The sequence below is a fragment of the Persicirhabdus sediminis genome, from assembly GCF_016595495.1.
Taxonomy (GTDB): domain Bacteria; phylum Verrucomicrobiota; class Verrucomicrobiia; order Verrucomicrobiales; family Akkermansiaceae; genus Persicirhabdus; species Persicirhabdus sediminis.
In genome coordinates this window covers 113,321-129,260 of sequence record NZ_JAENIM010000034.1, presented here as the reverse complement: position 1 = coordinate 129,260, position 15,940 = coordinate 113,321, and the positions used below count along the sequence as shown (strand labels likewise).

Genomic DNA, 15,940 nt, shown 5'->3' with positions numbered 1-15,940 from the left:
CATTTATGAACCGACCAGATGGACGACAAGTAGAACAAATCCGCGAGATTACATTCCAGCCAGGCATTGCCCCACATGCAACGGGGTCTGTTTTGGTGAGCTTTGGAGACACTCGTGTGATCTGTACGGCTTGTGTGGAGGATGATGTGCCGCGCTGGATGAAACAGCAAAAAGTCAAAGGCGGCTGGCTGACTGCGGAGTATAATATGCTGCCGTATTCTACGCTGCAGAGAAAGCGCCGTGACATTAGCGTGGGCAAGCTGGATGGACGTTCATCTGAAATTCAGCGGCTGATTGGTCGCTCACTGCGTGCGGTGATGGACCTTAAGGCGCTAGGATCTCGCACGGTGTGGGTAGACTGTGATGTGCTGCAGGCTGATGGTGGCACGCGCACCGCATCCATTACTGGTGGCTGTGTGGCAGTGGCCATTGCCATGAATAAACTGCTGGCTGAGAAAAAGATCAAACAATCACCGCTGAAGCAGCTGGTGGCGGCAGTGAGTGCTGGCATTTACCAAGGTGAAGCATTGCTAGATCTGAACTACCCTGAAGATAGAGATGCAGCGGTGGACTTTAATGTGGTGATGACCGAAAAAGGACAATTTGTGGAGCTCCAGGGCAGTGGCGAAGAAGACGTATTTACCGCAGAGGAAATGGCCAGCATGGTTTCGTTAGCCCAACAAGGGATTCAACAAATAGTAGCGCTACAAAAAGAAGCGATTAGCAATGCAGATCAAGCGGATGAGACGAGCCTGCAAGACCTTGCCCAAGCGTTCAATTTTCGCAAGTAAGACAAATTTATTTTATCGGGTCCTTTTTTCTTGCGCTGTGAGGTGCCCAGCCTAGTCTGAATGACAGGCTACGTGTATTTCTCGTCAGCCTTTCATACATACCCAAGAAATTTTGACATTTTTCAGCGATGAAGATGGTGGAGTTTCTATAAATAACCAAAACCAACCAGATAAATAAAATGAAACTGAAGAAGCATACACACCTGAAACTTAGATCAGGTTTCACATTGGTTGAGCTGCTTGTGGTGATTGCAATTATTGCAGCGCTCGCAGCGATGTCCTCACCAATGATCATCAAAATGAAGAAAAAAGGTGATTTGGCAACCACAACAGGTAACGCTAAGCAAATTTATGGTGCGTTGCTTGAGTTTGATAACCGTAAGGGAGCATTCCCTAACGATGTTACCGCTCAGGACGACGTAGACCTCAACGGATACTCAGGCCCATACTCCAACGATTACCTCGGTCAGCTGCTGGCCTCAGGCATGACTGATTCAGAAACTATCTTTTATGCAAAAGGTGGTACTGAGCTCGACCGTAAGCCTGATAACGACTTCAGCTCACGTGCTCGCACGCTTGAGCCTGGTGAGTGTGGATTTGCTTACGTGAAAAACCTCAATACTTCTCGCAACTCACAGGTTCCTGTATTGATGGCACCTATGGAGCAGAATGGTCAGAAGTTTAAGCGCGACCCGTATGATGGTCTGGCTGTAGTACTTCGTCTCGACGGTTCAGTAAGCTCACTTGAGCTCTCAAAAGATGGTCGCGCTAAAGCAGGCCGCAGAACTCTCTTTGATGATGGCTCTGATACACCATGGGGTGCTAACGGATTCAACAGCAACAACCTGCTCAAGCCTCGTAGCCGTGGCGGTAGCGGTGGATCTAATATCCCACAAAGCGGTGGCGGCGGTGGCGGCCTCGAGGAAAGCGGTGGCCTAGACGGTGAGCTTAACTAAGCGACCATCCAATAGCTAATTCATTTATCAACCAGAGCAGCCCAGCTGCTCTGGTTTTTTTGTGCCTGGTGGCAGCTGGAAAAAAGCGGCTTCGCGTGAGGAGCTTGAGGTTGCTGGTCAGCTGGTAGAAATGGTTTGAGCTGGAAGGAGAAGCCTGAGCTGGCAGAAGAAGCTTGATCCGCAAGGAGTGAACTGAGCAAGCAGGAGAAAAAATGCCGAGTATGAATGGCGCGTACTTAAGTAGGTTTTTTGTTACTTATAGCGATGTTACGATAGCCGAAAAAAAAGGTCCAAAGGACCGAGAAACTACAGCCCTGACCAAGGCAAGGCTGAAAGCCTAACGCAGGTCAGGGTTATCGGGCCCAATAGATTTGGAGCCCCAAAGGGGCGAGAGAAAGCTAGGCATTCAAAGCTAGCTAGTTAGCTATGATCCAATCGCTAGCTATGATCTATAAAACAGTTAGCGGAAAGACACAAAAGCATACGGTATTTTTGCATCAGTACGAGCCAATCATTTCTGGCACCTTTATTCCATGTTCTTTGGAATATCTGCAAATCTGCCGTACCACTCCTCTTCAGTGATCTCCTTGTCTAAAGACGCGCTGTAATATTTTTTGGATATTTCTTTTCCGTGTTTATCTTTCTTAATTAAGGGGCCATCCAATTTGCCGTTCTTCATGAAATAAGTTGTATCTATTTCGCCGTTAGCATGAAAGCTAACATATGCCCCCTCAATCACGTCATTTTCATAATAAGCAATACTCTTCAGAAACCCGTTAGAGTGCCACTTCATAGAAGGACCGCTACGTAAACCCAATTTGTACCACTGCTCTAGGATAAGCGTGCCCTCATAGCTCCAACTTCTATATAATCCATGCTCAAGACCAGCCAACTTCCTGTGTTCATTTTCTATAAGTCCGTTAGAATGCCATGAACGTTGTACCCCATTCAGGATCCCTTTCTCATAAGTATATTTATAGCGACCTAAATCTACCGTTCTAATTTCAGTTAATATGCCCGTGTATGGCTCTTTCTCACCTATTATATAACAGAGTCCTCCGGCCAAGGATCTTTTCTCATCAACATGATCTGCAGATAGCTCCCGAGGCTCAACATCACTACTATAGCCAAAGCTCTGAATACAAAGGTACACAACCAACAATAAACAATTAGCATAGTTCATAAATTATCCTCTCTACTTCGAGCTTAGCCATTTACCGTGTTTGTGGACATGAAAATTTTATTTGTTATTAGTATTTAGCCTATTTCACGCGCATCTCTTAGCTCAGTTTGTCTGTCTAGTCATTTGTGGCAACCATCTTGTCTAGTCATTTGTGGCAACCATCTACCCCAATGACTCAGGCATTGGAGCCATCGACGTGTACAATCTGCCCGTCCTTTAGATAAAAAATAAACAAATAAGTTCCCCATTCACCGGCAAATCCATACTCCATCTCCTTATCGTAAGGGGGAACTCTCTCTGATTTTGTCTTCTTTGAGGGAATATACGACTTTGTAGGTTCACCTAATAACTCGGTCAGTTCATCTGAGTTTTTCCCTATTGGCTGCCATACTTTTAAGAATTCCCTAACACGACGCACCGCTTTAACAGCCTCGTCGGCATCAGGCGCTCCAGTGCTCGTCTCTCGTATCAAACGAATAGCTGCTGCCATTTCTTCGAGCTGTTGACGAGATATCTCGGGTCTCATCTCACCAGCCTTTTTTTGCATAGAACCCTTGTTGTCAGCCTTGCCCAGATGCTTCTTTTTCTCGGGAGCTGCTTTACATGAATTCAAGCAAGCCGCTGATACGCATAAGAATAATACATACCTTACCATCATTTATTTGGGTGAATTTTCAGAGTCATACTAGATGGATCATATCCAAACACTTAGAGCTGATCAATAGCCATCTCCAGCTCGCCGTACCAGATCATGGAGCCACGGCGTTGGCCCATGACGAAGTTGACTGAGCTGATGAATTTCTCGGCTTCTTCTTCGCCGATAAAAAGATGCTAGGCATTGGGGGTTACACTAGCAAGATGTCTAGTACCTTTATTTCAATCCGAACTCTAAAAACATGTCAGGCATCTGGAACGCCTCATTCCTCAAGCGGCTCGAAACCCACCTCGATCGATTAAAAGCCTCCAAGGTCAATTTCCGCCCGCTCGACAAGTAGCGCTATGGCCCTAGAAAAAAGATGTCAGGCATCTTAAAACAAAGTCTTCACAGGCTTACTTCATGGAATCTTTATTTACACTATATTAATCTGAATACCATTCAGTGCACTCATACGATATAGGTTCAATCGACTTATATTCGATCATATATTCTTCGATGAATGATTCCATTGGGCAATATTTTTCCCAATTAACGACAAGCTTAAGTCTCCCTTCAAAATCATCAAAGCAGATAACGGAACCGTCGAAGCCTTTAGATATTTGTGCCCTTATGGCGTCCAACTTTTTCGACTCTGAGTACAATTTCATTTTTAGGACTCCATTTTCATGCTCACCTCTTCCCACATATTCAGCGGCGCACTCGAAATAGCCATCTCGATTAGAGAGCGACAGTAATACAGAATCATGGAAAGAATACATTATCCCATTAATTTTCAGCATCACAGCACCCTACTGGTTTAAAAGAAAGTATCAAACTTTAGTTATTTTCTTCTGCTTCTTTAGCTGTTGCCTGATTTGGAGTATATAAATGTGGCGGACCGCTTCCTCTGAAAAAAAAGATGTCAGGCATCTGAAAATTGTATCCAGCTGGAATGCATATGTTTATTGGGTTTGCAGCTTGAAGCAGCTGGGTCTTTTTGGGTTTTTCCTGAGTCTAGCTGGCTGGTTCGGGCGGGTTTTCCAGCTGGGTGGAAATGTAGCTGGGCGCAAAAAAGCCGCCTCGTTTGAGGCGGCTGTAGTTGGCTGGAATGGGGGTGGTTCTAGCGGCTTGAGTGGTGTGGTGCTGGCTGGCTTATTTTGACTGCTCGAGCATGCGCAGCAGTGGTGCTTCAGCGGCTTTGCGCAGGTCTTCAGGCATCTGCACTTCTGGGCTGAGGTTTTCTAGGCATGCGTGGAGTTTTTCCAGTATTATATAAAAAGACAGGTTTAAATTGTGAAAGCAAGAAATGCAATTACCAACAAAATTGTTCTGTTGGGGTGGCGATGAGCGTAACAAAATTAGCTGACTCGAGGGTCACTGCCATGCGTGATATTAATGAGCTGGTAGCGAAGGGGCGAAGCTTAATCACATTGAATAGTGAACGCTGCACCAGAGAAAATCAGCATAAATCCTCATTGGGAAAGCCAATGCTGCAGTTTGGGTACATCTATGATTTTGCTCTGGAACTCCGCCCACCATCGAGGGGAATTTTTTTATCACTGATTCAATGATTAGAGTTAGATCAAAAACACAAAGTTTGAGTCAGTCATCAGGCCCCGCAAAAAAGTCAAACTCTCTAGCTGATCAACCTGCTGAGCCTTTAGGTGCATGATGATTTCGGGTGTGGATTTTTCACCTTGCTCTAGTGGTTTACGAGCGGCCAACGTAGCTGAAGTAGTATCGTAAGCGGTTTTCCTCTTGGAGGATCAGGCGAGTTATAGAAACCCTTGCTATTACTCATTATTAGGCTAATTTTGAGTTATAGAATCACATTCTATGAATCATTATGTGGAATTGGCAACAAAACGATTGGCCCGAATTTAGCTATGAGAGTAAGGCGATGGACGATCTGGAGGCGCAGTTTTTAAGTCTTTCAGGAGAAAACCTTGGCGCGTTTAAACATGTTGCTGAGGTGGATAAAAATCGCCTGAAAGTAGAACTTATCAGCGAAGAGGCGATGCAAACATCGAAGATTGAAGGGGAAATTCTCGATCGAGATAGCCTGCAGTCGTCTATTGGTCGGCAATTTGGCCTCACCAGCGACCACCGTCAGGTCCCTCCTGCTGAGCAGGGTGTTGCGGCCATGATGATGGATCTTTACCAGGGATACAAATCTCCGCTGGATCGACAATGTCTATTGCAGTGGCATGGCATGTTGATGAATGGTCGCCAAGATATCCGTAGCGTTGGCGCCTACCGAACTCATGCTGAGCCGATGCGTATTGTATCGGGGGCAATGTACGAGCCGAGCATTCACTTTGAGGCGCCGCCATCTTCCCGCATGGAGGCTGAAATGGCAGCGTTTATCGACTTCTTTAATCAAAGTGCAGCCACTGGCCAGCAAGCACTACGGCCACTCACTCGCGCAGGCATTGCGCATTTGTATTTTGTATCCATTCACCCATTTGAAGATGGGAATGGTCGCATCGCACGAGCGATTGCGGAAAAATCACTCGCTCAAAGTCTGGGCCGTCCGTCGCTCATCGCGCTGGCCTATACCATCGAGCGCAAGCGCAAGGCGTATTACGAGCAGCTGGAAAATAGCAACAAACACAACCACATTACTGACTGGCTGGTTTACTTTGGCGAAACGATTCTGCAGGCACAGGAAAATACCGCCAAGCGCATCGACTTCCTCATCCAGAAAACCAAACTATACGATCGGCTGCGCGGGCAGCTCAACCAACGTCAGCAAAAGGTCATCGGACGCATGTTTCGCGAAGGCGTGGATGGATTTAAAGGTGGTCTCAGCGCTGAGAACTACATTTCCATCACCGGAGCAGCGCGTGCCACAGTCACTCGTGACCTGAATGACTTAGTAGCTAAGGGAGGGCTGAGCAAAACTGGCCAGCTGAAATATACCCGCTATCATCTGAGTCTATGAAGGTGATCCGCAGTGTAGAGGACACGAGAGAGAACTCTCAGAATGTCTGTCTAGCTGTTGAGATAAGCTGTTCTTGGAAAAATGTCAGGTATCTGAAAAAGGACTACGATTGAAATACAGGCGCGCTACTTTTTCTCATACTTCGCTCTAATTTTACGGACACGCTCTAATGACTCAGGGCCACGCTCCCTCAATATGCGAGCGTCTGTAGCTGCAATTTCGGCGTCAGTAAATTCCATTCTTTCAGGCTCTACCGGCGTCTCGAGCCGATCAATAAAAGCATCAAAACTATCGGCAATGAGGATCTCAGACAATTCACCTTCGCAGGCGTCATGTCGCCAATAATAGACCTTTGAAGTCTTCACATCGATACAAATTTGGTCACCTCCTGAAGCGTCCGCAATCACCACCAAGTCTGGGCTCATTCTGCCGGCAAAGGTCTTATTAGCTCCACCTAAACTATCGGATCCTTTCAGAGCACCGCAATAAAAAGATAGGATATCCAAATAGGCATCATCACCTGTCAAACCAGTCGACTGAATGGGCTTAAATATCTTTGAGCACATCACGGCAGAGCCTATCTCCTTTAAGGCGAAGAGCAGGCTAGCAGGTAGCTGAATGTTGTATTGGTTCTGGAAGGCGTCAACTTCCCCCTGATCGTAGTAGGTTCTCTCTTCACATACTGAGGTGAGATCGAGTTCTTTAATGATGTTTCTAGTCATTTCTTTTTAGTCTAATGGATCTATCGCCTCTCCTGCATTGAAAAAAATAAAAAAAAGATGTCAGGCATTTGGGCGTAAGAATCAGCTGGAATGCTTATGTTTATTGAGTTCCCAGCTTAAAGTAGCTGGGTGTTTTTGGGTTTTTCCTGAATTCAGTTAAAAAATGTCAGGAATCTGAAAACAGCCACCTTCCTATTCCTCAGTTTGTCTGTCTAATGTATTTGCGCATTACCAACGGAAAAATCCGTTTTACAATCCGCCAGCTGAAGAGGTGTCAATTCTTCTACTTCAGCTGGTTCTTCCTTATTCTGTGCTGGTTGAGGAGTTTTCATATTCACCAATATAGTACATAATCAGTGAGCTACCTTCAAAAGACTCCTGGAATCTTTATTACCTATCCTTCTTATATCTATATATTACATATATCGTAAATAATATGAATCCAAATGTACTCTGCATAACGGATCTGAAATCATCACTTCTATCATTTGTTAAATATAAAAAAACTAAGCACGAAGCACTTATAAATGTGAGAGTTAAACACATCACTATATATAATCTAGACATCTATTGCTTATCTTCTATCAGTTCCGATGCCATTATCATAAAGGCATCTGCATTTTTAGCAATAATCTTCGCGACGGGTATGCCCAGCGTTTTTAGTAACCGTCCTCCATTGATAGTTCCATCAAAAATACTAAAAAAAACATGTCAGGCATCTGGAAATCGTATCCAGCTGGAATGCTTATGTTTATTGGGTTCGCTGGTTAAAGTAGCTGGGTGTTTTTGGGTTTTTCCTGAGTTGATCTGGCTGGTGCGGGTTGGTTTTTCAGCTGGAGGGGATGTAGCTGGGCGCAAAAAAGCCGCCTCGTTTGAGGCGGCTGTAGTTGGCTGGAATGGGGGTGGTTCTAGCGGCTTGAGTGGTGTGGTGCTGGCTGGCTTATTTTGACTGCTCGAGCATGCGCAGGAGTGGTGCTTCAGCGGCTTTGCGCAGGTCTTCAGGCATCTGCACTTCTGGGCTGAGGTTTTCTAGGCATGCGTGGAGTTTTTCCAGCGTATTCATTTTCATGAAATGGCAGTCGTTGCAGGCGCATTTATCAGTTGGGCCAGCGATGAAGTTTTTGTCTGGGCATTCTTTTTCGAGCCTGTGGAGCATGCCGGACTCGGTGACGATGATGATGTTTTTTGCCGGTGTATTTTGGCAGTATGGGATCATCTTTTCGGTTGAGCAGACTTCGTCGGCGAGTAGGCGAACGGCGGTCGGGCACTCTGGGTGAGCGACGACGACGGCGTCTGGGTACTCGTCTTTGATTTTGTTGATGGAGTCGCGTGTGAACTCCATGTGCACGTAGCAGGATCCTTGCCAGAGGTCCATCTTGCGGCCTGTTTGCTCCATTACCCAGGCGCCGAGGTTTTGGTCGGGCACAAAGAGGATTGGGCGGTCAGCTGGCGCTTGATCAACGATTTTGACGGCATTGCCGCTGGTGCAGATGACGTCGCAGAGTGCTTTGACGCCGCCTGAGCAGTTGATGTAGGCGATGACGTAGTAGTTTTTCTCGGCGTTGGCTTTGAGGAATGCTTCGAGCTGGTCAGCTGGGCATGATTCTTCTAGCGAGCAGCCGGCATCGCGGTCTGGCAGGATGACGGTTTTGCCTGGGTTGACGATTTTGGCGGTTTCGGCCATGAAATGGACACCGCAGAAGACGATAACGTCTGCATCCGTTGCTTGAGCTTGATAGGCGAGACCTAGGGAGTCTCCTACGTAGTCGGCGAGATCTTGGATGTCACCAGTTTGGTAGTTGTGGGCGAGGATGACGGCATTGCGTTCCTTTTTCAGGCGGAGGATATCCTCAGTCAGATCGAGAGCGGGCGTGCTGGACATGGCGGCAAGTTGCATGATTCCAGTGAAAAATACAGCATTTTTTGCGTTGTCCTGTGGCAGCTGGCTGTGGAGGAAGAAAAAACGCCCGTCGCGTGGGCGACGGGCGTGGGGAAATTCTGGGAATATTTAGCAAGCCGGAGTGGCTTTAAAAAGCGAACTAGGCGTTGGCCTTAATGGTAACGCGCTGAGTGTTGCCCATTTGCTGAACTGCAGGAGCAGCTTTTGCTTGGGCTGGTTTACGGGTCTCTGACTTGCTATTTGGCTTTTTTGCCGGCGTAGCTTGGGCTGGGGTTTTACTTGGTTTGCCAATGACTGACTTACCTGAGAAGATCGCGCCTGGCTCGATAGCGAGGGTGGCGGCAGCGATGTCACCGATGAGTTCGGCATTTTCTTTGAGCTCTACACGTTCTGTGACGGTGATGTTACCTTCTACTTTGCCGTAGATGATGACTGAGCGGGTATTGATGGCGGCTTTGATAACAGCATTTTCACCAACGGTAAGAGAACCGTCAGATTCGATGTTGCCTTCGATGCGGCCGTCAACGACGAGATCGTTGGTAAATTTGATGCTACCGGTGATTTCTACGTCAGTACTGAGGACGTTGCGACCACTTGGTGCGGCGGCGGATTTACGGGCAGCTGGAGCGCTACTTGGTTGAGTTACTGGCATTTGCTTCTGTGTGGCATTTGTAGGTGCAGGGCTTTTTGGCGCGGGTGCTGCGCTTGGAGCTGGGGAGCTAGCTGGAGATTTTGGCGCAGATTCTGCGCCTGGCTGGGTGGGCTTCTGCCCGATGACTTTCTTGAACACGGCGAATCAGTTGGCTAATAGTTTATGCAGTTTAGGCACTGCTAATAAGTGGAAATAGAATACCTTATTACAAGGCAATTCTCATAAAATTCAAATTTCTAATTAATGAAATTTGATTGGGGGTTTGATTTGGATACGGGAGTTATGGCGCGGGTGTTTCAGTTGGCTCAGCAGGTGAGCTTTCTGGCAGTTGCGTTGGCAGAGCGAATGATGGCGCTTGGATATCGTCGTCACCGCCTGCTTGAGGGATAGCTGGCAGGGCTGGTGATGAGGCTGGAGCCTTAGGAGCGACAGGCTTGATCATCACAGGAGCTTCAGCATTGAGCAGCAAAACGCGGTCTTGTGCGGTTTGTTTGAACGGGTTTTGGCGGAAGGCATCTTCATCATCGCTGAGGGCGATGCCACTTTCTACTGCTGTGGTGTAGAAATCTTTAGCTGCTGCGAGGTCGCCTTTGGCTTTGGCGATGTCGCCGAGTGCAATGTTGGCGAGTGGGGCGATGTAACCAGCATTCTGGCTAGCAATGACTTTGTCAAGGTAGGTGGCGGCTTCGTCAGCTTTACCTTGGTTGATGAGTAGCAGGCCGAGTTTGGTTTGTGCGCTGGCTACTGCTGGGTGTTCTGGGTATTTGATGAGGAACTGTTGCAGTGTGCCGATGGCTGAATCCACAGATTCTTCGCGCTGTAGGTCGGCAAGCATGAGCATGGCGCTACCACCAGTGGCGGTGCCGTCGTAGGCGGTCATAACTTGTTCGAGTCCGTCGGTGCCTTCTGCTGCCGTGAGGGCGGCGCCGGCATCGCGAAGTTTACCTTCAGCCACACCGTCATAAATGACGTAGGCACCTACCGCAATGGCGATAAGAACGGCGGCAATGAGTAACTTTTTCGAGTGTTGGTCGAGGAACTGATCGAGTTTTGATGGGCCAGTTTCGATCTCTGCGAGTGGTGCTGGAATTTCTGCCATAATCTTGATGCAGTGCATAGCCAACAAGACCCTGAGTGGCAAGGCGGGAATTCGTAATCAGAGGAATCTGCGTATGATTTTTTCCACAATTTGGGTGATTTGGGGTGGATTTGGGCAAATTTGCCGCAATCTGGCAGATTTGGATGCTTAAGGGGGGTGAAGTTTTCACCAGATTGGCAATGTGCCGCTGGCGCTCGTCTAGCCTGCGAGATGGTGATGGTTTTACGTCAGCTCAGCCGAGTTGGCGGTAAAAAAATGACGGCATCCGCAGGTGGATGCCGTCATGGAGAAATGGATTTTCAGCTGGCTGCTTAGACCGTCTGAGCTTGTTGCGCCTGAATGGAGGTGATGGCGATGGTGAAGACGATGTCGTCGACGTTGGCTCCACGGGACAGGTCGTTGACTGGTTTGCGCAGGCCTTGCAGCACTGGGCCGACAGAAACGACGTTGGCGGAACGCTGCACGGCTTTGTAGGTGGTGTTGCCGGTATTGAGGTCTGGGAAGACAAATACGGTGGCGCGACCAGCGACTTCACTGTCAGGTGCTTTGGTTTTGGCGACGCCTGAGTTGGATGCGGCATCGTATTGCAGTGGGCCGTCGACGAGTAAGTCAGGACGACGTTCGCGCACGAGTTTGGTAGCTTCGATGACTTTTTCTACATCAGCACCACCGCCAGATCCTAGGGTGGAGTAGGAAATCATGGCGATGCGCGGCTCAATGCCAAAGGCAACGGCTGACTCAGCACTCTGGATGGCGATGTCTGCGAGCAGCTCGGCTTTTGGATCGAGGTTGACGGCGCAGTCACCGTAAACCAGCACCTGTTTAGGCAGACACATGAAGAAGACTGAGGAAACACCAGCGGCTGATGGCGCTTTTTTGATCAGCTGGAGAGCTGGACGAATGGTGTCTGCGGTGGAGTGGATAGCTCCGGAAACGAGGCCGTCGACATCTCCCTTGGCCAGCATCATGGTGGCGAGGGTGATATTGTCTTCCAGCGTGCTTTCTGCCTGAGCTGGAGTCATGCCTTTGTGCTTACGCAGCTCGTAGAGTGAGCTGACGTAGCGAGCGCGGTGGAGAACTGGATCGAGGATCTCGATGTCGCTTGGCAGGGCGATACCGTGTTTTTTGGCCGCGCTGTTGACTTCCTCTGGTGAACCGATGAGAACGGGCTCGGCGATCTTGCGGCGGTGGCAGATTACAGCGGCTTCCAAGGTGCGTGGTTCGCAGCCCTCTGGCAGCACGATGCGTTTTGGATTGCTGCGTGCTTTCTGGTTGATGAGGTGGCGGAATGCCGGTGGTGAAAGGCGGATTTTCTGCGGTGCTGAGCAGTGGTTTTCCATCCAGCCAGTATCGATGTGGCGGGCGATGTGGCCAACCAGCTGCTGCAGGCGAGCGACGTCGTCAGCTGGAATTTCTGGGCTGACGGCAGTGAGGTTGCGAGCGGTTTCGAATGAGGTGGTTTTCACCGCCATCACTGGAAGACCGGTCTCGAAGGCTGAGCCGCAGAAATCGAGCACGTTTTGGTTTGGCTCGAGGTCGCCGGTGAGGATGAGTCCAGCCAGCTGGATGCCTTTTTGCGCCGCATAGGCACAGCCGATGATGACGTCTGAGCGGTCAGCTGGTGTGACGACTAATGAGCCGGCGTGATAGACCTGAGGGAGATGGGAAATGTCGCGTGCGCACAGGTGAGTCTCGCTGACTCGGCGGGTGTCGATTTCCCCTTCAAAAAGCACGGTGGCTTCGAGTGGTCTGATCAGGTCTGAAGTACGGAATGATGTGAGCGACTCACGGAATGGAATGACGCCAAGTAGGTGCAGGTGTTCTTTGCGGAAGCAGGTGACTTGGCGGATGATTTTGTTGTATGCCCAGTTGACTTGCTCGGTATCGTCGAGGCGTGGCCCGAGCAGCTCGGATGGTTTGACTTGGTTGAGGATGCAGCCAATCACATTGGCGCTAGCGGCACCACCAAATGGTTCGCCGGCGCTCTCGATGTGCTGGTTGAGCTGGGCGGCGTCCATGTCCTGGCAGTTGGATACGAGGATGACGTCGGCATTGAGTGCTCTGGCCAGTTTTGGGTTGAGTGAGTTGAGAAATGCGTGGTTGTGGGAAACGTGTAAGCCTTCCACGACCATGACGTCCATGCCTTCGGCGGCGGTCTGGAAGCGCGAGACAATTTCCTCAAGCAGGTTTTCTGTATGCGCGGTAGATGTCCACTCGCGAGCGGCGTCTACGGAGATTGGGTCAGGTGCTTCAACCGCAGAGATGGCGCGGACGTACTCAGATGAGAGGTCGCTGCCGCGCTCGTCGTACGATTGGCTGATGGGTTTGAAAAATCCCACGCGCATACCGAGACGGTCTAGTGAGTGAACAAGACCCACGGAGGCGGACGTAAGGCCTGCGTGCATTCCAGCTGGAACGATGAGGAAGGTGTGCATGATAGTAGTTTATTTAGAAATGGTTTGCGCAGTAAGCTGGGCAATCATGAATTCTTCCTTCGTGCAGATAGTCAGCGCGGTGGCTGGGCTGTCGGCAGTGGTGATGATTCCGTGATTATTTTCGCCGTGGTTGGCATTGGCATCGGCATCTATTTCTAGGCCGAGGAAGGCTAGCTTCTCAGTCACTCGCTCGCGAATAGCTGGATCATTTTCTCCAATGCCACCCGTGAAGATGAGGTAGTCTAAGCCGCCCGTTGCCACACATAGCGCCGCCAATGACTTAGCTAGTCTGTAACAGAAAATTTCAATGGCTAATGCGGCTGGCTGGTTGCCTTCGCTGGCGAGTCCGCGCAGTGTGCGCATGTCGTTGGAGGCGCCTTGGCTGAGGCCGAGCAAGCCGGACTCTTTGTTGAGCATGTTGTTGATTTCTTCCAAGCTCATGCCAGCTGCGGTGGCGAGGTATTGGTGCAAACTTGGATCTACATCACCGCTGCGTGTGCCCATGACGAGGCCTTCGAGCGGTGTGAGTCCCATGCTGGTATCAACGCTTTTGCCATTGAGAACGGCGCATGTAGAAGCTCCATTGCCGAGGTGAGCTACCAGCACACGTGAGTTTTCTAAATCAAAACCAAGTTCAGCGGCAGCTGCTTTGGAGACGTACGAGTGGCTGGTGCCGTGGAAACCATAGCGGCGCACGCTGTAGTCGCGGTAGCATTTTTCTGGCAATGCGTAGCGGTAGGCAAACTCAGGCAATGTCTGGTGAAATGCGGTGTCGAATACGGTGACTTGCGGGAGCTCTGGATAGAGCTCGACCATGGTCTCGATGCCCAGCAGGCTGCCTGGGTTGTGCAGCGGCGCGAGAGGTACGGTAGCGCGGATCTCATCAATCACCTTAGAGGTGACGAGTGCTGGTTCAGTAAAGTGTTCTCCGCCGTGAACGATGCGGTGCCCCACAGCGCGAGGTGTCTCAGGCAGCTGCTCAAGGATGAACTGTAGCGCTTGTTTATGGTCAGCTCCGCTGAGAGCCGTTTCACTTTTCTTCCCATCACGTTTGATGACGACTTGTGCGGCATCAGAGTTGAGTTGCTCAGCAATGCCTTCCACGCTGGCGTCCTCTTGACCTTCTGGGAATATGGCAAATTTGAGTGATGAAGAACCACTGTTTAGAACGAGTATCGACATGATTGTGGGTAAGCTCACCCTGACTAGGCAGGAAAGCAAGAGGAAAGCAGAGATGCATAGCAAATGACACAATTTGCATTTTACGCATATTTTGCTGGATGAGCTTGTCACTGGCGGGCTAGCTAGGCCATGCTGTTGGTGATGAATGTGCACCATCTAGAGCTTTTTTATTATGTAGCTAAATACGAGGGGATTACGGCTGCAGTAAGGATGATGCCCTTTGGCATTCAGCAACCAGCGGTGAGCGGGCAACTGCTACAGCTGGAAAAATCTCTCGGTGTAAAGTTATTCAATCGTCGGCCATTTGCCCTCACTCGCGAGGGGGAGCTTTTATATGATTTTGTATATCCTTTTTTCTCCCGCCTGCCCGATATGGAAACGCGGCTGGCTGGTGATGAAAGCAAACACCTACGCATTGCCGCCGCCGCCAGCATCCTGCGCTACCACCTGCCAGATGTGCTCGCCCAGCTCAAACAACAACAACCAGAGCTCAAGCTCACGCTGCGCGATGTCGATCCCGCCGAGATTCACGGATTGCTCACCAGCCAAGAGGCCGATGTGGGACTCAGCGTGGTGCACGACAAACTTGGCGACGGGCTGCGCTCCATCGAGCTCGCCCAGCTAGAGCTGCTATTATTGCTGCCAGCTGATTGTGATCATACCAGCTTCGACGACCTACTAGTGACCGATGCCCTCGGTCGCCAATTTACCAGCCAGATGCCGCTCATCTCGCTGCCAGAGCACGAGGTGCTCAATGTGATTTTCCAGCGCGAACTCAGCCGCCGCAAGGTAGCGTGGCAGAGCTCGGTAGAAGTCAGCTCGCTAGACATGATGGAGCGGTATGTGGCCAGCGGGTTTGGTGTGGGCGTCGCCGTGCGCATCCCCGGGGTGAAAATCTCACCGCAGGTCAAAGCTATCCCACTAGCTGGATTCCCGACTGTCAAAGTGGGCCTGATGTACCAAGGGGAACTCAAACCCATCGCCCAAGAATTTGTTGATATGGCAGTGGCCAAATCCAAACAACTCGAGCAGCTGGATAACTAATTCAGCCAGCTGAGGATCTGGCGGCGCGTTTGATTCAGCCCTTTGAAACTAAGGATTGTATGCGCTAAATAGGCGATTAGATGCTTGTCGCCTCGGCGATTCGTGTGCAGTTTTTTATTCATGATCAAGAAGACCAAGGTTTATTTGTCTTTAGCAATGGTGTCCTGCTTAGCATTCAGCAGCTGCGCCACTCCTGAACACACAGCCAAGAGCTTCACTGGCGCCATCATCGGTGGTGCCATCGGTGGTGCTTTTGGTGGCTGGGAAGGTGCTGCAGCAGGCGCCGCAGCCGGTGGTGTGCTCGGCTACGCCACCTCCACGGGTGACCCAAAGTACGGCACCTATAGCAATACCAGTAGCTATACTCGTAACTAATTTTCTGCCAGCTGGCGTGG

General features: G+C 49.8%; 16 protein-coding genes. 7 read left to right on the top strand and 9 right to left on the bottom strand.

Annotation, left to right across the window (positions count from 1 at the left end):
- The first annotated feature begins 5 nt into the window (after window positions 1-5).
- Both rph and JIN82_RS06895 read left to right on the top strand, forming a co-directional pair.
- Window positions 6-791 (top strand): ribonuclease PH, encoded by a 786-nt coding sequence (gene rph, locus JIN82_RS06900; protein WP_200310916.1) that lies wholly within the window; start codon window positions 6-8, stop codon window positions 789-791.
- 179 nt (window positions 792-970) lie between these two features.
- The gene (locus JIN82_RS06895; protein WP_200310903.1) at window positions 971-1,747 is read left to right on the top strand and encodes a prepilin-type N-terminal cleavage/methylation domain-containing protein; all 777 of its coding nucleotides are present in this window, start codon (window positions 971-973) and stop codon (window positions 1,745-1,747) included.
- Window positions 1,748-2,273: 526 nt separating this feature from the next.
- On the opposite strand, the gene JIN82_RS06890 is transcribed toward JIN82_RS06895, so the two are convergent.
- From JIN82_RS06890 to JIN82_RS06880, 3 genes are all read right to left on the bottom strand, one after another.
- A complete protein-coding gene (locus JIN82_RS06890) occupies window positions 2,274-2,930 on the bottom strand; it encodes a toxin-antitoxin system YwqK family antitoxin (RefSeq protein ID WP_200310902.1) in 657 nt (218 codons plus the stop codon).
- Window positions 2,931-3,105: 175 nt separating this feature from the next.
- Entirely contained in the window at window positions 3,106-3,588 is a 483-nt protein-coding gene (locus tag JIN82_RS06885; RefSeq protein ID WP_234041833.1) for a hypothetical protein, read from the bottom strand.
- A 1,131-nt stretch (window positions 3,589-4,719) separates the two neighbouring features.
- Window positions 4,720-4,923 (bottom strand): hypothetical protein, encoded by a 204-nt coding sequence (locus tag JIN82_RS06880; protein ID WP_200310900.1) that lies wholly within the window; start codon window positions 4,921-4,923, stop codon window positions 4,720-4,722.
- Between the two features lie 487 nt (window positions 4,924-5,410).
- Here JIN82_RS06880 and JIN82_RS06875 point away from each other — a divergent pair, with 487 nt between their 5' ends.
- Window positions 5,411-6,511 carry a Fic family protein gene (locus tag JIN82_RS06875; RefSeq protein ID WP_343221730.1) on the top strand — a complete coding sequence of 367 codons (1,101 nt, stop codon included), beginning with the start codon at window positions 5,411-5,413 and terminating at the stop codon, window positions 6,509-6,511.
- Window positions 6,512-6,636: 125 nt separating this feature from the next.
- Here the strand turns inward: JIN82_RS06875 and JIN82_RS06870 are convergent, their stop codons facing one another.
- Window positions 6,637-7,233: an SMI1/KNR4 family protein gene (locus JIN82_RS06870; RefSeq protein WP_200310898.1), complete on the bottom strand. Its 597-nt coding sequence runs from the start codon at window positions 7,231-7,233 to the stop codon at window positions 6,637-6,639.
- Window positions 7,234-7,669: 436 nt separating this feature from the next.
- Here JIN82_RS06870 and JIN82_RS06865 point away from each other — a divergent pair, with 436 nt between their 5' ends.
- Window positions 7,670-8,182, top strand: a complete 513-nt coding sequence (locus tag JIN82_RS06865) for a hypothetical protein (protein ID WP_200310897.1) — start codon at window positions 7,670-7,672, stop codon at window positions 8,180-8,182.
- On the opposite strand, the gene nadA is transcribed toward JIN82_RS06865, so the two are convergent.
- The 3 genes from nadA to JIN82_RS06850 all read right to left on the bottom strand — a co-directional run bounded on the left by nadA (window position 8,174) and on the right by JIN82_RS06850 (window position 10,884).
- Complete coding sequence (gene nadA, locus JIN82_RS06860) at window positions 8,174-9,130, bottom strand: quinolinate synthase NadA (protein WP_234041831.1); 957 nt, start codon at window positions 9,128-9,130, stop codon at window positions 8,174-8,176. The genes JIN82_RS06865 and nadA overlap by 9 nt on opposite strands.
- 142 nt (window positions 9,131-9,272) lie before the next feature.
- Complete coding sequence (locus tag JIN82_RS06855) at window positions 9,273-9,923, bottom strand: bactofilin family protein (protein WP_325099480.1); 651 nt, start codon at window positions 9,921-9,923, stop codon at window positions 9,273-9,275.
- Window positions 9,924-10,065: 142 nt separating this feature from the next.
- Window positions 10,066-10,884, bottom strand: a complete 819-nt coding sequence (locus JIN82_RS06850; RefSeq protein ID WP_200310894.1) for a tetratricopeptide repeat protein — start codon at window positions 10,882-10,884, stop codon at window positions 10,066-10,068.
- Window positions 10,885-11,040: 156 nt separating this feature from the next.
- On the opposite strand from JIN82_RS06850, the gene JIN82_RS06845 reads away from it, so the two are divergent.
- A complete protein-coding gene (locus JIN82_RS06845; RefSeq protein WP_200310893.1) occupies window positions 11,041-11,199 on the top strand; it encodes a hypothetical protein in 159 nt (52 codons plus the stop codon).
- On the opposite strand, the gene pta is transcribed toward JIN82_RS06845, so the two are convergent.
- Both pta and JIN82_RS06835 read right to left on the bottom strand, forming a co-directional pair.
- The gene (gene pta / locus JIN82_RS06840; protein ID WP_234041830.1) at window positions 11,196-13,319 is read right to left on the bottom strand and encodes a phosphate acetyltransferase; all 2,124 of its coding nucleotides are present in this window, start codon (window positions 13,317-13,319) and stop codon (window positions 11,196-11,198) included. The genes JIN82_RS06845 and pta overlap by 4 nt on opposite strands.
- A 9-nt stretch (window positions 13,320-13,328) precedes the next feature.
- On the bottom strand, window positions 13,329-14,501 hold the full coding sequence (locus JIN82_RS06835) for an acetate/propionate family kinase (RefSeq protein WP_200310892.1): 1,173 nt from the start codon (window positions 14,499-14,501) through the stop codon (window positions 13,329-13,331).
- A 147-nt stretch (window positions 14,502-14,648) separates the two neighbouring features.
- Between JIN82_RS06835 and JIN82_RS06830 the strand changes: the two genes are divergently transcribed.
- Both JIN82_RS06830 and JIN82_RS06825 read left to right on the top strand, forming a co-directional pair.
- Window positions 14,649-15,545, top strand: a complete 897-nt coding sequence (locus tag JIN82_RS06830) for a LysR family transcriptional regulator (protein WP_200310891.1) — start codon at window positions 14,649-14,651, stop codon at window positions 15,543-15,545.
- Window positions 15,546-15,701: 156 nt separating this feature from the next.
- Window positions 15,702-15,920 carry a hypothetical protein gene (locus JIN82_RS06825; RefSeq protein ID WP_234041829.1) on the top strand — a complete coding sequence of 73 codons (219 nt, stop codon included), beginning with the start codon at window positions 15,702-15,704 and terminating at the stop codon, window positions 15,918-15,920.
- Window positions 15,921-15,940: the final 20 nt, after the last annotated feature.

Excerpts from the sequence above, each read along its gene's own strand:
- rph (WP_200310916.1), top strand. The coding sequence starts at position 6 with ATGAACCGACCAGATGGACGACAAGTAGAACAAATCCGCGAGATTACA.
- JIN82_RS06895 (WP_200310903.1), top strand. The coding sequence starts at position 971 with ATGAAACTGAAGAAGCATACACACCTGAAACTTAGATCAGGTTTCACA.
- JIN82_RS06890 (WP_200310902.1), bottom strand. The coding sequence starts at position 2,930 with ATGAACTATGCTAATTGTTTATTGTTGGTTGTGTACCTTTGTATTCAG.
- JIN82_RS06885 (WP_234041833.1), bottom strand. The coding sequence starts at position 3,588 with ATGATGGTAAGGTATGTATTATTCTTATGCGTATCAGCGGCTTGCTTG.
- JIN82_RS06870 (WP_200310898.1), bottom strand. The coding sequence starts at position 7,233 with ATGACTAGAAACATCATTAAAGAACTCGATCTCACCTCAGTATGTGAA.
- JIN82_RS06865 (WP_200310897.1), top strand. The coding sequence starts at position 7,670 with ATGAATCCAAATGTACTCTGCATAACGGATCTGAAATCATCACTTCTA.
- nadA (WP_234041831.1), bottom strand. The coding sequence starts at position 9,130 with ATGCAACTTGCCGCCATGTCCAGCACGCCCGCTCTCGATCTGACTGAG.
- JIN82_RS06850 (WP_200310894.1), bottom strand. The coding sequence starts at position 10,884 with ATGGCAGAAATTCCAGCACCACTCGCAGAGATCGAAACTGGCCCATCA.
- pta (WP_234041830.1), bottom strand. The coding sequence starts at position 13,319 with ATGCACACCTTCCTCATCGTTCCAGCTGGAATGCACGCAGGCCTTACG.
- JIN82_RS06835 (WP_200310892.1), bottom strand. The coding sequence starts at position 14,501 with ATGTCGATACTCGTTCTAAACAGTGGTTCTTCATCACTCAAATTTGCC.
- JIN82_RS06825 (WP_234041829.1), top strand. The coding sequence starts at position 15,702 with ATGGTGTCCTGCTTAGCATTCAGCAGCTGCGCCACTCCTGAACACACA.